Genomic DNA, 22,342 nt, shown 5'->3' on the forward strand with positions numbered 1-22,342 from the left:
TCAATTTTAAACAAAAGAAATGAATTGGATTTTATTAATCATTGCCGGCCTTTTTGAAGTAGGTTTCGCATCCTGTTTAAGCAAAGCCAAAGAAACAACCGGAATGGCATCAACTTATTGGATGGGTGGTTTTTTTGTCTGCCTTTCTATTAGTATGATTTTACTTTATAAAGCTACTCAGGTTTTGCCAATTGGAACTGCTTATGCGGTTTGGACAGGAATTGGTGCCGTAGGAACTGTTCTCGTTGGAATTTTTATCTTCAAGGAACCGGCGACTTTCTGGAGGATATTTTTTCTTTCAACTTTAATAACTTCGATTATTGGGTTGAAGTTTGTTTCGAGTCATTAAAAAAACAAGCCGGAAAATTATGTATCTAAAAAAATATTTATATCAGATCATCGGCTTTGAATCTTTTGAATGATAATTCTTTTGAAAAACATTAAGATGCAAAAAAACAACATGATTACTTTTACACTAATAGCAATTATTATATTGCTAATTGTCATTATTGGTTTGATGATTTTTCAATTAATGAAAGCCAAAAAATCAAAAGAAAATGCCGAAGAGAATTTTTATGCTCTTGAAAGAAAAGTGAATGACCTGCAATTGGAGACTTTGGAGTCCAAACTGAATCCACATTTGTTTAAAAATATCCTAAATTCGATTCAGTCCCATGCCTATCAGACTTATTTTGCTTTAGATAAACTGGCCAATGTCCTGGATTACATTTTATACGAAAGCAAAAAGAAATTTGTCACCGCTAAGGACGAAATTGATTTTGCACTGAATTTAATCGAAATCAATAAAATTAAAATCAGTCCGCTTTTTGAGTTGCAGATAAAAACCAACATTAACAAAGAAGATAAATTATACGATCAGGCTTTACTGGCACCGCTAATTTCGATCGATTTAATTGAAAATGCTTTCAAACATGCCGACCTTCAAAGTTCCGATGCCTTTATTTCGGCTGTTTTCGAGTTTAAAGACAATGCTTTTTTTATGACGGTTTCGAATAAAATTTCTGATAAAAAAGTCCTGAAAAAGGAACGAAGCGGTTTAGGAAATACAACTTTGGAACACCGTTTAAGAATCATTTACAAAAACAACTTTAAACTCGAAAGGTTTACAGAAAACAATATTTACATTGCTCATCTAAAAATAGATTTACTTGGATACAAAACTGAAATGCTTGCTTCTGGACGATGAGTTGCCCGGATTAACGTACCTGAAAATGCTTTGCGAACAAATACCCGAAGTAGAAATCGTAAAAACGTTTAATAATCCTGAAAAACTATTGGCCGAAATTCCGGATATCGAATTTGATTTATTGATTTCAGATATCGAAATGCCCGGAATCGACGGCTTGCATCTGGCAGAAATGATTCAGGGTAAATTGGTGATTTTTTGCACAGCGTATAAAGATTATGCAGCCGATGCTTTTAACATTGATGCTGTTGATTATATTACAAAACCAGTAAAATTAGAGCGCTTGCAAAAAGCGGTCTCAAAAGCTTTTGAGCGATTTAATAAACCTCACACAGCTAAAAGATTCGTACAATTCAATACCGATAAAGGAAAAACCTTACTGTATTTTGATCAGATTCAATACATCAAAACGGCGGTGAGTGATAGCCGCGATAAAACAGTATGGCTTGCAGACGGGAGTTTTCTGACCCTGAAAAATATTAAATTCGAGACACTGTTAAAAGAATTACCTGAAACTGATTTTTGCCGCATAAATAAAAAAGAAATTGTAGCGGTAAAAGCGATAAAGTTTTTTAACCACAACGAAATTGTTTTGCATCATTTAGAAAAAAACAATAAAAACAGTTCTTTAATCCTAAGCGAAACGTATCGTTCTGACTTTTTAAAGAAAGTCAAAATCTAACTTATTACAAAGTTTTCCGGACTTGTTACATAGATTAAAAATTAGCTGTAAATTTACTTCTTCACTAGATTTTCAGTGCTGATATTTGCCCCATAATTTAAAATACGGGTTATGAATAATATTAAAAATTCTTTATTCTACGTTACAGTAATTGGTGGATTTACTGCTCTGATATATTGGATGATTTCGAAGGGATCTTCACTTGAATCAGGAAGGGGAGTCGTTCAGAAAAAAATAGAAAGCAACCACTGGAATGATTTTTTACATTCTATGATCGAAAACCTGCAACATCCTCTGGCTATTTTACTGGCTCAAATTGTCACAATTATTTTAGCAGCACGTTTATTTGGATGGATTTTCAGGAAAATTGGACAGCCCTCTGTAATTGGCGAAATGATTGCCGGAATTGTTTTAGGTCCTTCTTTGGTCGGGATGTATTTTCCTGAGTTTTCAGCTTTACTGTTTCCAACAGCGTCTTTAGGCAATCTGCAATTCCTAAGTCAAATTGGTTTGATACTTTTTATGTTTGTCATCGGAATGGAGCTGGATTTAAAAGTATTAAAAAATAAAGCACACGAGTCTGTGGTAATCAGCCATGCCAGTATTGTGATTCCGTTTGCTTTAGGATTAACGCTGGCTTATTTTATTTATACAACTTTTGCTCCAGTGGGAATAGCATTTTCTTCTTTCGGATTATTCATGGGAATCGCTATGAGTATAACGGCATTTCCGGTACTTGCCCGAATTGTTCAGGAACGCGGTATGCAAAAAACAAAACTTGGAACTATTGCGATTACCTGTGCAGCAGCAGATGATATTACGGCCTGGTGCCTACTTGCGGTTGTAATTGCAATTGTAAAAGCGGGTTCACTTGCCAGTTCACTTTATGTCATTGGTCTTGCAATTCTATATGTAATCATCATGCTTAAAATCGTTCGTCCGTTTTTAAAGCGTGTAGGCGATTTAAATTCAACCCGTGAAAGTTTAAACAAACCGGTGGTGGCTATTTTTTTTATTACACTCCTGATTTCTTCTTATGCATCAGAATTAATCGGAATACACGCTTTGTTTGGCGCATTTTTAGCCGGAGCCATTATGCCTGAAAACAATAAGTTCAGAAATATTTTTATTGAAAAAGTTGAAGATGTTTCCATCATTCTACTATTGCCATTATTCTTTGTATTTACAGGTTTACGCACTCAGATTGGTCTTCTTAATGATCCTTATTTATGGAAAGTAACAGCAGTGATTATTGCAGTTGCCGTTGTTGGAAAATTCTTTGGAAGCGCTTTGGCTGCAAAATTTGTGGGTCAAAACTGGAAAGACAGCTTAGCGATTGGAGCTTTAATGAACACGCGCGGATTGATGGAATTAGTAGTTTTAAATATTGGTTATGACCTGGGGGTTTTGTCGACTGAAATTTTTACCATGATGGTTATTATGGCTTTGGTAACCACATTTATGACCGGTCCGGCGCTTGATTTTATTGGTTATATATTTAAAGACAAACCAACAGTTGTCCCTCAGGAAATTGGAAATAAAAGCAAGTACAAAATCCTGCTTTCGTTTGCGACTCCGGAAAAAGGCAAGAAACTCCTGCAGATTGCCAACAGTTTAGTCAAAAAACAGCCCGATAATTCGATCGTAACAGCAATTCATTTATCGCTAAGTACAGAGATTCATTCTTTTGATGTAAAAGATCATGAACGCAAAATGCTTATTCCTGTTATTGAAGAATCTGAACGACTGAATCAAAATATGCTGAGTGTTTTTAAAGTCACAAATGATATTGATACTGATATTATAGATACGGCAAATCAGGGAGAATATGACTTATTACTGGTTGGTTTAGGGCAGTCTATTTTTGATGGAACTTTGCTAGGAAAGATTCTTGGATTTACAACCAGAATTGTAAATCCGGATCGGTTGATTGATAAATTTACCGGAAAAGAAGGTTTGTTTGAAAATTCTCCTTTTGATGAAAGAACACGACATATTATTGCGAAAACTAAAATGCCGGTTGGAATTTTTATTGACAAAGAACTGGAAGAAGTAGATCGGATATTTATGCCAATCTTTAGTAAAGAAGATTCTTTTTTGATTGATTATGCCAAAAAATTAATCAATAATAACGGTTCGCAAATTACAGTACTGGATGCTGGTGGTGAAGTAAAAAGCTCCCGTGATACGCAGGAAAGTATACGTTCGATTGAACAAATTGCACCAAACCATATTATGATTATGCACGACAGAACTATTAAAAAAGAGTTTTTAGAAACTCAGAATTTAATGATAATAAGTTTGGAGAGCTGGAAAAAACTGATTGAATCACAAAGTATATGGCTGAATAATACACCATCAGTGTTGATTTTAAAACCATAAGCTTGAAAATCCAATATTAAAAACCAAATTCCAATTTATGACGATTGATTTGGGAATTTTGATATACGTCTTTTGAAACCGAAAGCCCTAGCCCTGATGGAAACGGCATCCTTTTATGCTCTCGTTTTTGAGACGAGAGCATAAAAGATATAGTGTACATCAGGAAACAGCTCCTAACTATTCTAATTTACAATCCTAAATCTAATACATAAGAAATCTTTACGGCAATATTATCTTCGAATCTCGACAATTGATTTGGTCCGTAGCGGTAAAAACCTCCTAAACCAATGCCTTTGTAAATTTTGTTTAATTCAATCCCGGATTCAAAAAAACCTTTATTAAGTGTTTTGTAAACCAGACCAACATGCTGTTCAGGATGTTCCAAATTCCCCCAGGCCATTCTGGTAACCAAAACTAATGAAGGACGGACTTTTTTGAGGATTTTCACTCTCTTAAAACCATGTTTTACCTGAAAAAAAAGATATTCACTCGAAAAAAATTCATTAAAAAACATCGTTTCAAAACTGTTCCTTCCTGAAAAAGTAATACGTTGAATGATGGTTTCCTTGTTCAGATTATTAGGCATGGTATTATACAAATGTGTTAGGGGTACATCCCCAATGGAGTAACCTCCCTGTAATCTGATACTGGTTTTCTGACCGTCTAAATATTTTTTCTCATACTCGGTTTTAAAATCTATTTTGGCAAAACTGAAATCATTTTCTAGTACATTAGACAAAGATTGTGTGTACTGAAAAGTAAATCTGGGAAACCGTTTATCTGATTCGTTTCTTCCTGTTGGTGTCTGCATAAAACCACTAAAAGGAGCCCAGACTAGTGATACCATAGCAGTTGTCATGATGTAACTGGAGTACATCTTGCCGTTTAAATTAAAAAGATAATCAAATTTTGGTTCGACATAAGTACGGGACAATTCAAAGATTCCTTCGGTTTTCGGAATTATTTTCGATTGTATATTGGCTTTCCAGCTAATGTATTTATAAAATGTACTGATATTGATTGGTCGGGGATCATAGATTTTAAAAATACGTTTATCAACTGCAAAAAAGGTACTTGCAATTTCGCGGACATCCTCAGCATAAGAAGCATTAAGCCAGGTGTTAGTCGTTTTTCCAATTTGTACTCCGGAACCTAAACTATATTTAAAATTCCCATCTTTTGTGCCGTATGCAGAATAACCCTCAATTCTGAAATTTCTGGAAAAAGCATCATTCGTAATACCTCCAAGACCTACTCTAAAACCTTCGTAATTATTGTAGCTGATGAGTTTTTTCAAATCAAAATCAATCGGACCAAGCGGTATATATCCATTTATTACTTTTCTTCCGAAGCGTAAACGACTCTCAATTCTCTTTTTTACTGAAATACTATCAAGCAACAGGTATGTTTTCTGGCTTTTAAAATCTAAACTGTCCTTTCGGTACTTGTTCCAGAATGTATCTGTTTTTTTACTGGCATCATCCTTAATTTCTATATAAAGCGACGGGTCTTTTATTGGAGTAGCCGTGTTATAATGAATGTCGAAATTATTGCTTTCGGAAAGTAAAAAAGTGAAATCTGAGGCACTTTTTTTTCTGGATGTAAAAGCATCTTCTGAATCTCCGTCAAACTGAATTGTTCCTCCTAAAATTTTAACATCATCTTCATTTTTCCCTTTTACAATTTTAAAAGCAGTATTTCCCGGAAACCATATTTTTTCTTCGGGAACATAATCAAATTCATGGATCCCACTAATATCGAGTACGCCCTTTATACGCATTACAGCTTTTGCAATTGCGTAATTTTCCTGATCTATGTATAAAACACCCTCTAAACCCGATGACTTCCTCTTTTTCTTGTTCTTAAAGTAAATCATAAAAGTATTTCGGCCTTTAATAGGTACAGTATCCAGTACTTTATAATTGTAATCCTTTAATGCATCATTCGAAACAGGATTATTGTATTTAGTTTCAAAAAGTTCGTATTTCGAATCATAAACAGAAATAGATTGTAAATTGAATGCAATAATTTCATAAATTGGTTGCTTAAAACCGGCTATTTTAGTTCCAAGAATCGTTTCTTTGAGCTTGTTGTTTCCAAATTGATACTGAGATACTTTCTCTGTCTGAAATAAATGCTGTTTACTTATAATTTCTTTAAACTTATAATCAGAAGAATCAACATTGATCCTTCTTTTCTTTAAATCCTTGTATGATGCAGAAGAGTCAATCCTTCCCTGAATTGAATCAGGATTCGCTGATACGATCAGTTTGTTGTACGTTTTATATTCAAAACTGCTTAATTTTTTCTGCGGATTGTTGTTATTTTTGTTACTAATAACCTTTCTTATAATCGCTAATGCAGGATTTTCATTTAAAATAAAAACTTCTTTCAGGTTGTCGGTTCTCTGCTTGAGCGAAACGGAATAAAACTTTTTGTTGTCTGAAACACTAATATTTTTCGTTTGATAGCCAATGTAAGAAACTGTAAAAGAGTTGATTTTTACAGTTGAAGAAAGTGTAAATTTTCCATCAACATCCGTAATCGTGTTGTTATTGTCTAAAGTTGTAATGGTAGCAAACGGCAACGGTTTGTTCTTTGGGTCGTTTACAATTCCGTTTATTTGAAATTGCGCCTGCAGGGTAAGCGTAAAAAACAAAGTAAATAAACAGAATAGCTTCATAAAGAGTGATATGGTTTTGAAACCAAGGTAATTGGTTTTTGGTATGCAAAAATAACAATAAAAAAATCCGTCAGGTATAATTTTAACCAAACGGATTCTTAATTTTATATCAAATAAGTTACACTTTCATGATTTCGGCTTCTTTTGCAGCCAATAATTCATCTATTTTTTTAATGTAAGTATTTGTTAGGTTCTGGACTTCTTCTTCTGCAGACTTGCAAATATCTTCAGATGTTCCTTCTTTTTCTAATTTTTTAATATCAGTATTGGCATCTTTACGAACATTACGAACACCAATTTTAGCATCTTCAGCCTCAGCTTTTGCCTGTTTTGCCAATTCCCTGCGTCGGTCCTCTGTCAATGGCGGAACACTAATAATAATTACGTCACCGTTGTTCATTGGATTAAAACCAATATTAGCAATCATAATTGCTTTTTCGATAACTTGCAGCATGTTTTTTTCAAAAGGCTGCAGGGTTATGGTTCTTGCATCAGGTACACTGATTTTTGAAACCTGAGAAAGAGGTGTTGCCGATCCGTAATAATCTACAAAAACGCTTCCAAGCATTGCCGGTGAAGCTTTTCCTGCACGGATATTAAGAAACTCTTTTTCTAAATGGGCAATCGAACCATTCATTGATTCTTCAGTACTTTCTAATATAAAATCTATTTCTTCACTCATTTTTTTAAGTTTTCAGTTTGTAATCTCAGTTTTTCAGTTTGTTCAGCTAATGTAACTTTGAACTGTTACTGAGGACTATATATTTACAACAGTTCCGATGTTTTCACCATCGCAGATTTTTAATAAATTGCCTCCTTTGTTCATATCAAAAACAACGATTGGTAATTTATTTTCCTGACTTAAAGTAAAAGCGGTGGTATCCATTACATTTAATCCTTTTTTGATTACATCATCAAAAGAAATAAAGTCAAATTTTACAGCTGAAGCATTTTTTTCAGGATCACAATCGTAAACCCCATCTACACGTGTTCCTTTTAGGATGACATCAGCATCGACTTCGATTCCTCTTAAAACAGCAGCTGTATCGGTAGTAAAATAAGGATTTCCGGTTCCTGCTCCAAAAATCACAATTCTTCCTTTTTCAAGATGCCGAACGGCTCTTCTTTTGATGTATGGTTCTGCAATAGATTCCATTTTCAAGGCGGTCTGCAAACGGGTTTTCATTCCCTGATCTTCAAGTGCACCTTGCAAGGCCATTCCGTTTATAACGGTAGCAAGCATTCCCATATAATCGCCCTGTACCCTGTCCATTCCTGAACTTACTCCAGAAACTCCTCTAAAAATATTTCCTCCTCCAATAACAATAGCAATTTCTACTCCTTTACTGTGAATTTGCTTAATTTCTTCGGCGTATTCGGCTAATCTTTTCGGGTCAATTCCGTATTGTAAATCGCCCATTAAGGCTTCTCCGCTTAGTTTTAGAAGAATTCTTTTATATTTCATGTCTGTTGCGTTTGTTTGTGCAAATATAGACATATTCTGTTTTTTTAAAATAGTGTTTTAAAAAATTAATTGTTCTTTCTAATTAAATTTCTACCCTTTTAAAGATTTATTTTTTTGAATGTGATAAAAGTCATTAAGCGATCTTTTCAAAAGATGTATTTTTATGAATCAAAACGAAACAAATATGAAAAGTATTGTAGCCAAAGCATTATTCAATAGTCATTCTTATCCTGAATATCGAAAATTAGTAAAAGATTTATTATCAGAAGGAAAATCTACCGGTACTGAACAATCGGAAAGCCTTACACATTATACCAGTCTGAATGAAGCCAGAATGAATCGTCTGGATAAAACCATTAAAATTTCCGAAGATGTAATTTCGAAACTGCAAAATTTAGACAAACATTATATTTGGATGGTTATTTCTGAAGGATGGTGTGGCGATGCTGCCCAAATACTTCCTGTCTTAAATAAGATGGCTCTAGCATCGGAGAAAAGAATTGACCTTCGAATTGTTTTAAGAGATCAAAATGAGGAATTAATGGACCAGTATTTAACAAATGGGGGCAAAGCAATCCCAAAAGTTATTGTAATCTGTAAAGAAGCCGGAATTGTGCGGACACACTGGGGACCGAGACCAAAAGGAGCGACAGAGCTGATGGCAAATTACAAAAGGGATTTTGGTGTTATGGATGAAAAAATCAAAACCGATTTGCAATTGTGGTATTTAGCAGATAAAGGAATTTCGGTTCAGGAAGAATTGCTCAATATGATGGAGAACATCAGGTATAATCGATTATAACCTTTATAAATATTATGAAACTCTAAAGTTTAAATTTGTTAATACACTGAAAACAAACAATATAATGTTAAAAAAGTAGTAAAATATTTATTTTTTAAATTATATTTTTGTATCTTGCTGCCATAGATCCCATTTCTATTATTTGACTTGCTTTTTTTATAGGTGTCTTTACTAATTAACCATTAAAAAATTCACTATTATGAAGAAGTTATTCGAAAAGTTCTATGATTTATTTTCAAGATTTTTGTTTGGAGGAAAAAATATACCGCATTATTAACTGCGTGAAGTATGAAATAATATTATTTTTATCCAAAATTAGTTTAAGCACATTACTCCCGTCTTATTTGTAATGTGCTTTTTTTTATTCTTTAAATGCTTTCTTCAAACATCATAATATCAATAGCATCTTTAACATCGTAATCACCAATTTTAGTTCGGCGCAAAACAGTTAAGTGCGAACCAGAATACATTGCTTTTCCAAAATCGTAAGCCAATGAGCGAATATAAGTTCCTTTGCTGCAAACGACCCTAAAATCGATTTCCGGCAATGCAATTCTCGTAATTTCAAATTCATGAATTGTCGTTTTTCTACTTTCAATTTCAATAGTTTCTCCTGCGCGGGCATGCTCATACAAGCGAACACCATCTTTTTTAATTGCAGAAAATATAGGTGGTTTTTGATCGATTTCGCCTAAAAACAGTTTAACGGTTTTATAAATCAAAGCTTCATCAATATGTTCCGTTGGGAAAGTCTGATCGATTGCTGTTTCCAGGTCATACGATGGAGTAGTCGCACCAATATAAAAAGTACCTGTATATTCTTTTGCCTGACCCTGAAGTTCCGATATTCGTTTGGTAAATTTTCCGGTACAGATTAATAATAAACCGGAAGCCAGAGGATCTAATGTTCCGGCATGACCAATTTTAAACTTTTTTGGAAGTCCGACTTTATTAATTAAAAGATATTTTAGCTTATTGACTGCCTGAAACGAACTCCATTTTAAAGGTTTGTCTATCAGTAAGACTTGTCCGTCTAAATATTCTTCGGGTGTCATTATATAATGGTAAGCGGGTGAATGAAAAAGTGAATCAACAATAAAATGATTCCGGCGATTATACGGTAATAACCAAAAACTTTAAAACCGTTTTTAGTTAAGAACCCAATAAAAGTTTTAATAGCCAAAAGTGCTACTATAAACGCTACAATATTTCCGATAATCAATATCTGGGTTTGATCCTGCGATAATTCAAATCCGGCTTTATAATAGTCGTAACATTTTTTTACCGTTGCGCCTAACATTGTTGGTACAGCTAAGAAAAATGAAAACTCAGCAGCAGTTGTTCTTGATAATTTTTGAGACATACCTCCTACAATACTGGCGCCGCTTCGTGAAACCCCCGGAATCATAGCGATACATTGAAACAATCCTATTTTTAAAGCTTGTAAATAAGTAATTTCCTGAGAAGCATCAACAGTAATCGGGTTATTGAACCATTCGTCAACTTTCAATAAAATGAATCCTCCAATTAAAAGTGAAATTGCAACTGTAACCGGATTTTCGAGTAAACCATCAATAAAATCACTTAGCAATAATCCCAAAACTACGGCGGGAATAAATGCAACTAAAAGTTTAAAGTAAAAATCAAGTGTCTGAAAGAAACGTTTAAAATATAAAACAACAACCGAAAGTATAGCGCCAAGCTGAATAACAATCGTAAAAAGTTTGGTAAAATCTTCCTGGGCAATTCCGAAAAAAGAAGATGCAATAATCATATGACCAGTTGAAGAAACAGGTAAAAATTCTGTGATTCCTTCAATAATGGCAAGAACGATAGCTTGTAATGTATTCATGGAGGACTTTAGATTTCAGATTTCAGATTTCAGATTTGTCATCCTGAGTAAAGTCGAAGGACGTTCTAATTTGAAATCCAGAAAAGCTATTTATTTAGATTTTTTGAAAATAGAATAAATCGTGATTCCAAAACCAATCAGGACAGTTGTTGGAGCTAAACGAATACGTCTAAAGCTAAAAACATCCTCATTAAAAACATTCGGATTATCACTTCCGCCACCAGACATTAAAATAAAACCTAACACGATAACGCCAATTCCAATCAATAGAATTTTGTAGTTGATGTTGTCAAAAAGGAATTCCTGTTTTTGTTGTTGTACTTCTTTATTATTTTTCATTTTTATTTTTTTGTCACCCTGAGCGAAGTCGAAGGCTTTATTTATTATTACTGAATACTAAAAACTGCGACTGAATACTTCTTTAATAAAGATCGTCTGTTCTTAGATTAAGGAATCGTTGGGTCGCAAAGTGTGTACTTACCCAGGTAATCAAAACCCCTAAACCGAACACCGCTAACAACACTAAGCCAATTAAAGCTTTGTCTTCTAAAATTCCTAATCCCGGGAAATTGTTTTCTACATAAAGTAAAAGAGCTATCAAAGCCACAATTGCCAATCCGGCACCCAGCATTCCAAGTTTTACGCTACGCACTACAAAAGGTTTACGAATAAACGATTTAGTAGCACCAACCATCTGCATGGTCTTAATGATAAATCTGTTAGAGTGAATGGACAAACGTAATGAACTGTTAATTAATAAAACCGCAATTACCGCAAGGAAACCACTGATAATTAAAATCCACATACTCACTTTTTTGATGTTGTCGTTTACTAAGTTTACTAATTGTTTATCATAAACAATGTCTTCGATCATCGTGTTCCTGCGCAAATTGCTTTCAATTTTTGAGATGCTGTCCCTTTCTACATAATCTGCTTTTAAATGAATGTCGTAAGAATTCAATAACGGATTTTCACCTAAAAACGTCAGAAAATCTTCTCCAATAATATCTGTATGCTCTTTTGCCGCTTTTTCTTTGGTAACGTAAACATACGATTTTGCAAAAGGAGCTCTTTTTAATTCGGCATCAAAAGCTTTGGTAATACTATCTGTTGCTTCGTTTTTAAAGAATACCGTCATAGCAATTTTTTCTTTAAAATCATTGGCCAGCTTTTTAGAATTGATAATGAATAATCCCAGTACACCCAGAAGGAATAATACCAAAAATACACTCAATACAACCGAAAAATAAGAGGAAATTAACCTGCGTTTTTGAAATCTATCAAATTTAGAACTCATAGTTTACTTAAATTATGTGGTAAAAATAATCAAAGAATTTCTTTCTTTAAAGTTATTAACGAACTTTTATACTATAAATGTACGATTAGATATTGAAATACGACACCAGAGAAATGTTTTGACCGCAAAGGCCGCAAAGATTTTTATACTTAGTTGCAGTAAAAACACAAAGTTCGCATTAATTTATACTGATTAAGCTTTTGCCAACTTTACGGAATAGCTGTAATCACACAGTACAATAGTACGTGTTTTTACTTAATTAAAATACGTAATTTGTTATTTTATTTGTTTGCCAATGAAATAGCTTTGGTACAATCTGTAATAAATGTAAATTTGCCAACTTATAATCCAGTCACAAAGAGAGGAAAGCCTTAGTATCTTTGCAACTTACAACCTTAGTAACTTAGAAATGAAATACAATCCAAACGAAATAGACGCCAAATGGCAAAAGTATTGGGCAGAAAATCAAACTTTTGCAGCAAAAAATAACTCTGAAAGACCTAAACATTATGTGCTAGACATGTTTCCTTATCCATCCGGAGCGGGATTACACGTGGGGCACCCACTGGGTTATATTGCTTCAGATGTTTATTCTCGTTTCAAAAGACATCAGGGCTTCAATGTTTTGCATCCAATGGGATATGACAGTTTTGGATTGCCGGCAGAACAATATGCGATTCAGACCGGACAGCGTCCGGAAGATACAACTCGCGTAAACATTGATGGAGGTGTTGATAAAGAAGGAAAACAAATCGCTGGATACAGAAAACAATTAGATAAAATCGGATTCTCATTTGACTGGGCGCGTGAAGTACGTACCTCAAATCCGGATTATTACAAACATACACAATGGATTTTTATTCAGTTATTTAATTCGTGGTACAATAAAGATTCTGACAAAGCCGAAGACATTTCGACTCTGATCTCTATTTTCGAAAAAGAAGGAAATACAAATGTAAATGCAGTTTCTGATGATAATATTATTGCTTTTTCGTCAAGCGAATGGAACTCATTCTCAAAAGACGAGCAGGAAAAAATCCTTTTACAATACAGATTAACTTATTTGGCCGAAACCGAAGTAAACTGGTGTCCCGGTTTAGGAACAGTTCTGGCAAATGACGAAATCGTAAACGGAGTTTCGGAGCGTGGAGGCTATCCTGTCATCAGAAAAAAAATGACACAATGGAGTATGCGAATTTCTGCTTATGCCGAGCGTCTGCTTCAGGGGCTAAATGATATCGACTGGAGCGAATCTATCAAAGAATCGCAAAGAAACTGGATCGGAAAATCTGTTGGGGCGATGGTTAAGTTTAAAGTCCTTAGTCCAGAGTCCTTAGTCCAGAGTGAAGACTTAGGACTAGGGACTAAGGACTCTTTTATCGAAGTTTTCACAACCCGTCCTGATACCATCTTCGGAGTGACTTTTATGACTTTGGCGCCAGAGCATGATTTGGTGGCTAAAATTACAACTCCAGAACAAAAAGATGCAGTTGAAGCGTATATCGAAAAAACCGCAAAACGTTCTGAGCGTGAGCGTATGGCCGATGTAAAAACCATTTCTGGAGTATTTACGGGAGCTTATGCTGAACATCCATTTACAAAAGAAGCGATTCCGGTTTGGATTGGTGATTATGTTTTGGCTGGTTATGGAACCGGTGCTGTAATGGCAGTTCCTTGTGGAGACGAAAGAGATTATGCGTTTGCTAATTTCTTTAAAGGTCAGAACGGAATGCAGGAAATCAAAAATATCTTCGCCAATGTTGATATTTCTGAATCGGCTTACGGTTCAAAAGATAACGTTGAAATCGCAAATTCGGATTTCTTAAACGGATTGAATTATAAAGACGCGACTCAAAAAGTAATTGCTGAATTAGAGAAAATAGAACAGGGAACCGGAAAAACAAATTACCGTTTGCGTGATGCTGTTTTTTCCCGCCAGCGTTATTGGGGGGAGCCTTTCCCGGTATATTATGTAAATGGTTTGCCAAAAATGATTGATGCACAACATTTACCGATTATTTTGCCTGAAGTTGAAAAATATTTACCAACCGAAGACGGCTTGCCTCCTTTAGGAAACGCCGCAGTTTGGGCTTGGGATACCAATCAAAACAAAGTTGTCAATACTGATTTGGTTGATAATGTTTCGATCTTTCCTCTAGAATTGAACACTATGCCAGGCTGGGCGGGAAGTTCATGGTATTGGATGCGTTATATGGATGCACACAACGAAACCGAATTTGCAAGCAAAGAAGCTTTGGCTTATTGGGAAAGTGTAGATTTATATATTGGAGGTAGCGAGCACGCAACGGGACATTTATTATATTCTCGTTTTTGGAACAAATTCTTAAAAGACAAAGGTTTTGCTCCAACCGAAGAACCATTCAAGAAACTGATTAATCAGGGAATGATTTTGGGGACGAGTGCTTATGTTTACAGGAGAAATGATACTAACGAGTTTTATTCTTTCAACACAATATTGTCACCTAAAGATAAGCCTTTTATAGATCCGAAATTTGTTAGAGGCATTAAAGTTTTAGATGAAATATCATCTAATGATAAATCTGTTTTGGACGATATTAATATTGAAACAGTTTTAGCGGCACATGGAGCTTCTAATTCGGCTTTTCCAATTCATGTTGATGTGAATTTTGTTAATTCTTCAGATGAATTAGATATTGAAAAATTCAAAGCATGGAGAGAAGATTACGCAGATGCTAAATTTATAGATGTTAATGGAAAATTTATCGTTGGCCGCGAAGTCGAAAAAATGTCAAAATCCAAATACAATGTCGTAACTCCGGATGATATTTGTGCTGAATACGGAGCTGATACATTGCGTTTGTACGAAATGTTTTTAGGGCCATTAGAGCAGGCAAAACCCTGGAATACCGCTGGTATTTCTGGTGTTTTTGGTTTCCTGAAAAAATTATGGAGATTGTATTTTGATGATAACGGTTTAATCGTAAACAATGACGAACCTACAAAAGACAACTTAAAATCATTGCATAAAACGATCAAAAAAGTGGCAGAAGATATTGAGAGTTTCTCTTTCAATACTTCGGTTTCTCAGTTTATGATTTGTGTAAACGAATTGTCTTCTCAAAATTGTCATTCTCGTGCGATTTTGGAGCCATTGGCTATTGTGATTTCGCCTTATGCACCACATATTGCTGAGGAATTATGGTCGCAGTTAGGACATACAACTTCAATATCAGAAGTGGCTTTCCCAATTTTTGAAGAAAAACATTTAGTGGAATCAGAAAAAGAATACCCGGTTTCTTTCAACGGAAAAATGCGTTTTACGATCAAATTGCCTTTGGATTTAACCGCAGCACAAATCGAAGAAATCATTATGAAAGACGAAAGAACCCAAAAACAATTAGAAGGAAGAACACCAAACAAAGTGATTATCGTTCCCGGGAAGATTATTAATTTGGTTGGCTAACCAAATTAATTCCAAACATGAAAATTCCAAATCCCAATTTTTGTTGGGGTTTGGAATTTTTTTTGTGCGTGTTTTTTGCTGCCAATTATACTAATTTTCACAGATTTTTTTCTAAAACACATAGTTTGTCATTCCGAGGGACGAGGAATCTTCGCGAGAAGCTCCGCAATCAATGTCGCCAATCTTTGTCGAGCTACTTGTGGAGATTGCTTCGCCAGTTCGCTATCACTCGTGTCCTCCTTCGTCGGAATGACAAAAATGCAAAGTTCTTGCGTTAAACCCTAGCCAACACCCAGTTTGTCATTCCAACGAAGGAGGAATCTCCGCACGCAAATCACGTCAGAATTTCCGTTTCAATATTGGAATTTGGATTTTTTTTATTGAAATTTTAATTTCAGTTGTAACATTTTAATAGTTCTCGTATCCAAAGCACGGATCCGATTATTTAACAACTTAAAACTATTAAAATGAAAAAGTATATTTTGATTATCGCCCTTTTATTTTCTGTATTATGTTTCAATGTTTTTGCACAAACCAAATCATATCCTTTTGAAGTTCTTAAAACCGGAAAAGGAAAACAATCTATACTATTTATTCCGGGATTTGCTTCTTCCGGAGAAGTCTGGAACGAAACCAAAACCGCATTCGAAAAAGATTTTACTTGCTACACATTTACAATGGCTGGTTTCGCGGGAGTAAAACCACAGTTAAATCCATCATTCGAAAACTGGAAAACAGAAATTGCTAATTATATCCAAAACAATAAAATTGAAAAACCAATAATTATTGGACACAGTATGGGTGGTGGACTGGCGCTTGCTCTTGCGGCAGACTATCCGGAATTGATTGGAAAAATTGTGGTTGTGGATGCACTTCCGTGTCTGGCAGCTTTGAGTGATCCTTCTTTCAAATCAAAAGAAAACAATAATTGTTCTTCAACTGTAAACCAAATGACGGCGATGAATGAAACTCAGTTTTATGAGATGCAGAAACAAACCATGCCGAGACTTTTGCAGGATGCTACAAAACTGGAATTGGTTGTAGGTTGGAGTGTAAAATCAGACAGAACCACTTTCGGACAAATGTATTGTGATTTTTATAATACCGATTTGAGAAACAGGATTGCACAGATAAAATGTCCGTCGTTAATTTTATTAGAGTCTTATTTTATAAATTTAAAACCTATAATCGACGAACAATATAAAAACCTGAAAACAGCTGATTTTAAATACGCAAACAAAGGCCTGCATTTTATAATGTATGATGATACAGCATGGTATTTGGAACAATTAAATCATTTTTTAAAATCGTAAGATGGAATTCGAAGAAATCTACAAAACATATTGGGACAGGATTTTCAGGCTTTGCATGGGATTTGTAAATGATTATGATGCTGCTCAGGATTTGGCTCAGGAAACTTTTATCATTGTATGGCAGAAGCTGGAAACTTTTAGAAACGAATCGGCTATTGGAACCTGGATTTTCAGGATTGCTTCTAATACCTGTTTAAGGCAGATCGAGAAAGAAAAACGTTTTCCAAAATCAGACTTGCCTGTTCATCTTTCGGAAGAAAAGCAAGCTTCAATTGAACCACAAATTCAGTATTTGTACAAATGCATAGCCGAATTGCCCGAAACAGAGCGTATCATTATTTCACTGGAACTGGAAGATGTAAAGCAGGCAGAAATTGCAAAAATCGTTGGACTTTCTGAAGCTAATGTTAGAGTGAAAATTCACAGAATAAAAGAAAAACTGACTCAAAAATTCAAAGAAAATGGACAACAATAATATAGACTTTAAGGATTTATGGAAAAAACAAACCGTAAATCAGCCCAATAAAGAGGATTTGATGGCAAGGCTAAAACAATTCAAAAAAGCAGGTTTGAGAAGTTTATGGAAAACCAATATTCTGCTTTTTGCCACATCTGCTTTTATTGTTTTTATTTGGTACTATTATCAGCCGCAATTTATTTCGACTAAAATCGGAATCGTTTTGGCAATCGTGGCAATGATAATGTATGTGGGAGTTTACAATGGTTTATTGCGTATTTATAAAGATATTGATACAAACCAAACCAATCAGGAATTTTTGCAGAAACTAATTTTAATTAAAAGAAAACAACAATTTATGCAGTCTACTATATTGAGTTGGTACTTTGTTTTACTTCTTGCGGGAATTTGTTTGTATATGTATGAATACGCTTCAAGAATGACCGTTTTTTATGCGCTGATTACATATGGCATAACCTTGCTTTGGATTGGTTTTAACTGGTTTTATATGCGTCCGAAACAAATTAAAAAACAACAGGCAAAAATTAATGAACTGATTGTAAAGTTTGAAGATATAAATAAGCAATTGGATTAATAAAATCAATATTTTAAAATTGCTTCGTCTGTTCGCTATCGCTCGAGTCCAAATTCCAATTTTACGATTGGGGTTTGGATTTTTTTTGGTTTTGTGCAAAGTTTGTCATTCCGTAGGAATTTCACGGTTCGATTGACTTAATGTGTAGATTTCTTTGGAGTAATACGTTTGTGTTTAGTTTTTTGCGAAACAATTCATAATTAAAATCTAAAGTTGTGAGTCATTTTGACATTTTAGAAAAATGGTTCGTAAATTGTTGTGACGTTACAAGACAAAACATAAACTAAAAAATATAAATATGGGAAGAGAATATTTAATACTTGCCGGTGCGATAATGCTGATTAGCTGGCTGGTGAGTTCAAAGTTAAAGAGTAAGTTCGAGTTGTATTCGAAACTACAATTGCAAAACGGTATGAGCGGAAAGGAAATTGCCGAAAAGATGCTGGCAGATAATGGTATTCGTGATGTTCGGGTTATTTCGACGCCGGGACAATTGACAGATCATTATAATCCGTCAGATAAAACGGTTAATTTAAGTGAGGCCGTTTACAATCACAGAAATGCAGCAGCAGCGGCTGTAGCAGCACATGAATGTGGTCATGCTGTTCAGCATTCAATTGGTTACGAATGGCTGTCGATGCGCTCTGCGTTAGTTCCTATTGTAAGTATAGCGTCAAATTATGTACAATGGATTTTGCTGGCTGGAATTTTAATGATTAGAGTTTTCCCTCAATTATTGTTAGTGGGTATTGTTATTTTCGCAGCAACAACGTTATTTACTATCATTACTTTGCCTGTAGAATATGATGCAAGTAACCGTGCTCTGGCTTGGTTGGAAAATAAACGAATGCTGACTCAGCAAGAGCAGGCCGGTGCAAAAGATGCTTTAAAATGGGCTGCAAGAACTTATGTTGTAGCGGCTATTGGTTCAATTGCTACCTTGTTATATTATATTTCGATTTACTCAGGAAACAGAAGAAATTAATTTGTTAATCAGATAATTTATGGCAAACCCGACAAGTTTTTAAATCTGTCGGGTTTTTTATTTTGGACTTAAAGCTTATTCATACTGATCCGGAAATATTTTTACATGAAATAAAAACACTTCCTTTTTATCACTGTAACTATAAACCAGTTTATAATCATTATCACTAAAAACTTTGAGTCCCGGATTTGCTTTTGCTGTAGTAATCAGGCTTTTTTCAATTTCTGTTTTTATCACAGTTACCTCAGCCGTTTCCTTTACAACATTCAGCAAAGTCAGGTTGTACTGAACAGTTCTTTCTTCGGGTAAATTTACACTGTCTAAACGAATTCCGTCCTGAATAATCAAAGGGCAGTTTTTATTGTATTTTTCAACCAATTCAACTACTTTTTTATTTACTCCTTCAGTATTTTCAGCAAGAAAAAAACAAAAATAACCTACTATACCCACCGCAATTACCATAATTGCTAAAAATAGAATATGCTGTTTTCTCATTTTATGGTATTTTTAATAGAACTGAAAATTTATTTTTCCTGGATTTTTTTCATCGCATTAAAATACGCTGCCCGGCTGAGCGGTTCATATTCTTCGGTTTCCCCAAGCATGACCAGTTTATCGTTATCGGTTTTTCGGAAACTGTAATTTGCCAGATTTCCGGTTCTGGTGCAGACGGCGTGAACTTTAGTCACATATTCGGCTGTTGCCATAAGTCCGGGCATTGGACCAAAGGGATTTCCTTTAAAATCCATATCCAGTCCGGCAACAATAACCCGAATTCCCTGATTGGCAAGATCATTACAGACTGTAATAATTTCATCATCAAAAAACTGGGCTTCATCAATCCCGATAACATCACAGCCTTGCGCTAAAATAGCAATATTGGCAGCTGCAGGAACCGGCGTTGAACGAATTTCGTTAGCATCGTGCGATACGACCATTTCCTCATGATAGCGGGTATCAATAGCAGGTTTGAAGATTTCGACTTTTTGTCTGGCAAACTGGGCGCGTTTTAATCTGCGGATTAACTCCTCGGTTTTACCCGAAAACATTGATCCACAAATAACTTCAATCCAGCCAAATTGTTCTTTGTGATTTACTGTATTTTCGAGAAACATTTTGTATTTTTCTACCTTTAAAAATGAATAGTTTTTATTACTTTGTACTGGTAATAAATTGATGTGAAAAATTGCTGATTTTACACTTTTTCAAAAGTAGATAATTTTTATCAAATCGAAGATTCGTATACGTTTATTAACAGAAAATAAATATTCAGCAGATTTCTTTCGCAAATTAAAAAAAGAGTCAAAATATACTAAAATACCCTATTCATTATAATTTCAATAGTTATGAAAAAAAAACTGGAAGCCGATTTGATCAGCATTGCACATCGAATTTTAAAACTTAAAAACAAATCCGATATCAATCAATTGTATCTGGAAACACAGAAATTATATGAAAAATTAACTGTTTTGAAATTTGTAGAAGAAAATTTCGACGATATAAAACCAACCATAGGATACAGGGAAACAGAATCACAAATTGAAAGTATTTTTGAAAAACAGGAAACACTTCCTGTAGAAATTAAAGCTGAGGAAACACTTCCGGCTCCCGTTGAAGAAACTGCAATTACGGCAGAAGTTATTGCAGAACCTGAAATCATCGAAGAAACCCCGATAGAAATCGCTGCTAAAAACCAGGAAGTAAACGCTGAAAAGCAGGAAACCGTAGTGAATATTCCCGTAGAAGTAGTCGAAGAAATTGCTGCAAAAATAGAAGAACCTGTTTCTGAAATTCAAAAAGAAACAGAACCAGCAGAAGAACTTTCTTTTAAAACAGTAAGCGATTTAAAACCAATCCTGAATTTCAAACCTGCTTTTGAATTAGAAAAAGAAGAAATAATAATAGAAAAAACAAAAGCAGAAACCACTACAAAACCAGATACTGTTTCGATTTCTTTTGAAGACATTCTGGGGCCTAATTATGCCGATGCTCAATTTGTGAAAGTAGATGATTTTAAAGAGGTCTCTCCTGCACGCACAGTCACAATAAATGAATTTCAAGAGAAACAGGCACCAGCTCAGACTACAATTGCAGAGCCAGTAAAACCTAAAACTGTTCCGTTAAACGAAAAACTAGCCAAAGGCTTCCACATTGATCTGAATGACCGAATTGCTTTCACAAAAAATCTTTTTGGAAACAGTACCGAAGATTACAGCCGAGTTTTAAATCAATTACTTACTTTTAATGATTATAGCGAAGCAAAAGATTTTATCGATACCATGGTAAAACCGGATTATAACGACTGGCAGGGAAAAGAAGATTACGAAGAACGTTTTCTTGGAATTATTGAAAAAAAATTCTCGTAAAACAAAACTCAGATTGCACGAATTAACACGAATTCTTGCTCTGTGACATTTTTAAAAACACTTGCAATTCGTGTTATAAAATAAAAACTATGTCTAAATTATATATCGTTCCAACACCAATTGGTAATCTTGAAGACATGACTTTCAGAGCCATTCGGATTTTGAAAGAAGTCGATTTGATTTTGGCCGAAGACACCAGAACGAGCGGTAAACTCCTGAAGCATTTTGAAATTGGCACGCACATGCACAGCCATCATATGCACAACGAACACAAAACAACCGAAAATTTAATTGCACGTTTGAAAGCTGGCGAAACCATCGCCTTAATTTCAGATGCCGGAACTCCGGCGATTTCAGATCCGGGATTTTTATTGACGCGTGCCTGTGTCGAAAATAAAATAGAAGTAGAATGCCTTCCAGGTGCAACAGCTTTTGTTCCGGCTTTGGTCAACAGCGGATTACCAAATGAAAAGTTTGTTTTTGAAGGTTTTTTGCCTGATAAAAAAGGACGCCAAACCCGATTTTTGGCTTTAGCCGAAGAGACCCGAACGATGATTTTGTATGTTTCTCCACATAAATTAGTCAAAACTTTAGCCGAATTTATTCAGTATTTTGGAGAAGACAGACAAGTTTGTGTTTCAAGAGAATTATCAAAAATGCACGAAGAAAATGTCCGCGGAACCGCAAAAGAAGTACTAACCCATTTTGAAAAAACAGCGCCACGCGGTGAAATTGTTGTGGTGGTTGCAGGAAAAACAATAGAAAAAGAAGCTAAGAAAAGTAAATATTCTAAGGATGACAATTAACTTTT

Annotated in this window: 21 protein-coding genes; 12 read left to right on the top strand and 9 right to left on the bottom strand. The window is 34.7% G+C overall.

Annotation, left to right across the window (positions count from 1 at the left end; all coding sequences use genetic code 11):
- Window positions 1-19: 19 nt before the first annotated feature.
- The 4 genes from DMB65_RS14005 to DMB65_RS14020 all read left to right on the top strand — a co-directional run bounded on the left by DMB65_RS14005 (window position 20) and on the right by DMB65_RS14020 (window position 4,271).
- On the top strand, window positions 20-349 hold the full coding sequence (locus tag DMB65_RS14005; protein WP_110307266.1) for a DMT family transporter: 330 nt from the start codon (window positions 20-22) through the stop codon (window positions 347-349).
- A 96-nt stretch (window positions 350-445) separates the two neighbouring features.
- The gene (locus tag DMB65_RS14010; protein ID WP_110307267.1) at window positions 446-1,207 is read left to right on the top strand and encodes a sensor histidine kinase; all 762 of its coding nucleotides are present in this window, start codon (window positions 446-448) and stop codon (window positions 1,205-1,207) included.
- Entirely contained in the window at window positions 1,170-1,889 is a 720-nt protein-coding gene (locus tag DMB65_RS14015; protein WP_110307268.1) for a LytR/AlgR family response regulator transcription factor, read from the top strand. The genes DMB65_RS14010 and DMB65_RS14015 overlap by 38 nt, the downstream gene beginning before the upstream one ends.
- A gap of 111 nt (window positions 1,890-2,000) precedes the next feature.
- The gene (locus DMB65_RS14020) at window positions 2,001-4,271 is read left to right on the top strand and encodes a cation:proton antiporter (protein ID WP_110307269.1); all 2,271 of its coding nucleotides are present in this window, start codon (window positions 2,001-2,003) and stop codon (window positions 4,269-4,271) included.
- Window positions 4,272-4,458: 187 nt separating this feature from the next.
- On the opposite strand, the gene DMB65_RS14025 is transcribed toward DMB65_RS14020, so the two are convergent.
- The 3 genes from DMB65_RS14025 to pyrH all read right to left on the bottom strand — a co-directional run bounded on the left by DMB65_RS14025 (window position 4,459) and on the right by pyrH (window position 8,419).
- Complete coding sequence (locus DMB65_RS14025) at window positions 4,459-6,954, bottom strand: DUF5686 family protein (RefSeq protein ID WP_110307270.1); 2,496 nt, start codon at window positions 6,952-6,954, stop codon at window positions 4,459-4,461.
- A gap of 118 nt (window positions 6,955-7,072) precedes the next feature.
- Window positions 7,073-7,636 carry a ribosome recycling factor gene (gene frr, locus DMB65_RS14030; RefSeq protein WP_110307271.1) on the bottom strand — a complete coding sequence of 188 codons (564 nt, stop codon included), beginning with the start codon at window positions 7,634-7,636 and terminating at the stop codon, window positions 7,073-7,075.
- Between the two features lie 75 nt (window positions 7,637-7,711).
- A complete protein-coding gene (gene pyrH / locus DMB65_RS14035) occupies window positions 7,712-8,419 on the bottom strand; it encodes a UMP kinase (RefSeq protein WP_110307327.1) in 708 nt (235 codons plus the stop codon).
- Window positions 8,420-8,603: 184 nt separating this feature from the next.
- Between pyrH and DMB65_RS14040 the strand changes: the two genes are divergently transcribed.
- Complete coding sequence (locus tag DMB65_RS14040; protein ID WP_110307328.1) at window positions 8,604-9,221, top strand: thioredoxin family protein; 618 nt, start codon at window positions 8,604-8,606, stop codon at window positions 9,219-9,221.
- 368 nt (window positions 9,222-9,589) lie between these two features.
- Here DMB65_RS14040 and truB read toward each other — a convergent pair whose 3' ends face one another.
- From truB to DMB65_RS14060, 4 genes are all read right to left on the bottom strand, one after another.
- On the bottom strand, window positions 9,590-10,276 hold the full coding sequence (gene truB / locus DMB65_RS14045; protein ID WP_110307272.1) for a tRNA pseudouridine(55) synthase TruB: 687 nt from the start codon (window positions 10,274-10,276) through the stop codon (window positions 9,590-9,592).
- Window positions 10,276-11,073, bottom strand: coding sequence for an undecaprenyl-diphosphate phosphatase (locus DMB65_RS14050; protein ID WP_110307273.1), 798 nt, complete (start codon window positions 11,071-11,073; stop codon window positions 10,276-10,278). Before DMB65_RS14050 ends, truB begins: the two co-directional genes overlap by 1 nt.
- A 90-nt stretch (window positions 11,074-11,163) precedes the next feature.
- Complete coding sequence (locus tag DMB65_RS14055; protein ID WP_110307274.1) at window positions 11,164-11,412, bottom strand: DUF3098 domain-containing protein; 249 nt, start codon at window positions 11,410-11,412, stop codon at window positions 11,164-11,166.
- Window positions 11,413-11,494: 82 nt separating this feature from the next.
- Window positions 11,495-12,370: a cell division protein FtsX gene (locus DMB65_RS14060; protein ID WP_110307275.1), complete on the bottom strand. Its 876-nt coding sequence runs from the start codon at window positions 12,368-12,370 to the stop codon at window positions 11,495-11,497.
- A gap of 409 nt (window positions 12,371-12,779) precedes the next feature.
- Between DMB65_RS14060 and DMB65_RS14065 the strand changes: the two genes are divergently transcribed.
- From DMB65_RS14065 to DMB65_RS14085, 5 genes are all read left to right on the top strand, one after another.
- Window positions 12,780-15,815, top strand: a complete 3,036-nt coding sequence (locus DMB65_RS14065) for a leucine--tRNA ligase (protein WP_110307276.1) — start codon at window positions 12,780-12,782, stop codon at window positions 15,813-15,815.
- Window positions 15,816-16,282: 467 nt separating this feature from the next.
- On the top strand, window positions 16,283-17,128 hold the full coding sequence (locus tag DMB65_RS14070) for an alpha/beta fold hydrolase (protein WP_110307277.1): 846 nt from the start codon (window positions 16,283-16,285) through the stop codon (window positions 17,126-17,128).
- A gap of 1 nt (window position 17,129) precedes the next feature.
- Window positions 17,130-17,603, top strand: a complete 474-nt coding sequence (locus tag DMB65_RS14075) for an RNA polymerase sigma factor (RefSeq protein WP_110307278.1) — start codon at window positions 17,130-17,132, stop codon at window positions 17,601-17,603.
- Entirely contained in the window at window positions 17,590-18,180 is a 591-nt protein-coding gene (locus DMB65_RS14080) for a hypothetical protein (RefSeq protein WP_110307279.1), read from the top strand. The genes DMB65_RS14075 and DMB65_RS14080 overlap by 14 nt, the downstream gene beginning before the upstream one ends.
- Window positions 18,181-18,478: 298 nt before the next feature.
- Window positions 18,479-19,165: a zinc metallopeptidase gene (locus DMB65_RS14085; RefSeq protein WP_110307280.1), complete on the top strand. Its 687-nt coding sequence runs from the start codon at window positions 18,479-18,481 to the stop codon at window positions 19,163-19,165.
- Between the two features lie 75 nt (window positions 19,166-19,240).
- Here the strand turns inward: DMB65_RS14085 and DMB65_RS14090 are convergent, their stop codons facing one another.
- Window positions 19,241-19,660: a hypothetical protein gene (locus DMB65_RS14090; RefSeq protein ID WP_110307281.1), complete on the bottom strand. Its 420-nt coding sequence runs from the start codon at window positions 19,658-19,660 to the stop codon at window positions 19,241-19,243.
- Between the two features lie 29 nt (window positions 19,661-19,689).
- A complete protein-coding gene (locus tag DMB65_RS14095) occupies window positions 19,690-20,280 on the bottom strand; it encodes a thymidine kinase (RefSeq protein WP_110307282.1) in 591 nt (196 codons plus the stop codon).
- Between the two features lie 231 nt (window positions 20,281-20,511).
- Here DMB65_RS14095 and DMB65_RS14100 point away from each other — a divergent pair, with 231 nt between their 5' ends.
- Both DMB65_RS14100 and rsmI read left to right on the top strand, forming a co-directional pair.
- On the top strand, window positions 20,512-21,531 hold the full coding sequence (locus DMB65_RS14100; protein ID WP_110307283.1) for a hypothetical protein: 1,020 nt from the start codon (window positions 20,512-20,514) through the stop codon (window positions 21,529-21,531).
- Between the two features lie 89 nt (window positions 21,532-21,620).
- Entirely contained in the window at window positions 21,621-22,337 is a 717-nt protein-coding gene (gene rsmI, locus DMB65_RS14105) for a 16S rRNA (cytidine(1402)-2'-O)-methyltransferase (RefSeq protein WP_110307284.1), read from the top strand.
- Window positions 22,338-22,342: the final 5 nt, after the last annotated feature.

The sequence above is a fragment of the Flavobacterium cheongpyeongense genome, from assembly GCF_003202435.1.
Lineage (GTDB): Bacteria > Bacteroidota > Bacteroidia > Flavobacteriales > Flavobacteriaceae > Flavobacterium > Flavobacterium cheongpyeongense.

Coding starts and splice junctions, on each gene's coding strand:
- DMB65_RS14005 (WP_110307266.1), top strand. CDS start 20: ATGAATTGGATTTTATTAATCATTGCCGGCCTTTTTGAAGTAGGTTTC.
- DMB65_RS14010 (WP_110307267.1), top strand. CDS start 446: ATGCAAAAAAACAACATGATTACTTTTACACTAATAGCAATTATTATA.
- DMB65_RS14020 (WP_110307269.1), top strand. CDS start 2,001: ATGAATAATATTAAAAATTCTTTATTCTACGTTACAGTAATTGGTGGA.
- DMB65_RS14025 (WP_110307270.1), bottom strand. CDS start 6,954: ATGAAGCTATTCTGTTTATTTACTTTGTTTTTTACGCTTACCCTGCAG.
- frr (WP_110307271.1), bottom strand. CDS start 7,636: ATGAGTGAAGAAATAGATTTTATATTAGAAAGTACTGAAGAATCAATG.
- pyrH (WP_110307327.1), bottom strand. CDS start 8,419: ATGAAATATAAAAGAATTCTTCTAAAACTAAGCGGAGAAGCCTTAATG.
- DMB65_RS14040 (WP_110307328.1), top strand. CDS start 8,604: ATGAAAAGTATTGTAGCCAAAGCATTATTCAATAGTCATTCTTATCCT.
- truB (WP_110307272.1), bottom strand. CDS start 10,276: ATGACACCCGAAGAATATTTAGACGGACAAGTCTTACTGATAGACAAA.
- DMB65_RS14050 (WP_110307273.1), bottom strand. CDS start 11,073: ATGAATACATTACAAGCTATCGTTCTTGCCATTATTGAAGGAATCACA.
- DMB65_RS14055 (WP_110307274.1), bottom strand. CDS start 11,412: ATGAAAAATAATAAAGAAGTACAACAACAAAAACAGGAATTCCTTTTT.
- DMB65_RS14060 (WP_110307275.1), bottom strand. CDS start 12,370: ATGAGTTCTAAATTTGATAGATTTCAAAAACGCAGGTTAATTTCCTCT.
- DMB65_RS14065 (WP_110307276.1), top strand. CDS start 12,780: ATGAAATACAATCCAAACGAAATAGACGCCAAATGGCAAAAGTATTGG.
- DMB65_RS14070 (WP_110307277.1), top strand. CDS start 16,283: ATGAAAAAGTATATTTTGATTATCGCCCTTTTATTTTCTGTATTATGT.
- DMB65_RS14075 (WP_110307278.1), top strand. CDS start 17,130: ATGGAATTCGAAGAAATCTACAAAACATATTGGGACAGGATTTTCAGG.
- DMB65_RS14080 (WP_110307279.1), top strand. CDS start 17,590: ATGGACAACAATAATATAGACTTTAAGGATTTATGGAAAAAACAAACC.
- DMB65_RS14085 (WP_110307280.1), top strand. CDS start 18,479: ATGGGAAGAGAATATTTAATACTTGCCGGTGCGATAATGCTGATTAGC.
- DMB65_RS14090 (WP_110307281.1), bottom strand. CDS start 19,660: ATGAGAAAACAGCATATTCTATTTTTAGCAATTATGGTAATTGCGGTG.
- DMB65_RS14095 (WP_110307282.1), bottom strand. CDS start 20,280: ATGTTTCTCGAAAATACAGTAAATCACAAAGAACAATTTGGCTGGATT.
- DMB65_RS14100 (WP_110307283.1), top strand. CDS start 20,512: ATGAAAAAAAAACTGGAAGCCGATTTGATCAGCATTGCACATCGAATT.
- rsmI (WP_110307284.1), top strand. CDS start 21,621: ATGTCTAAATTATATATCGTTCCAACACCAATTGGTAATCTTGAAGAC.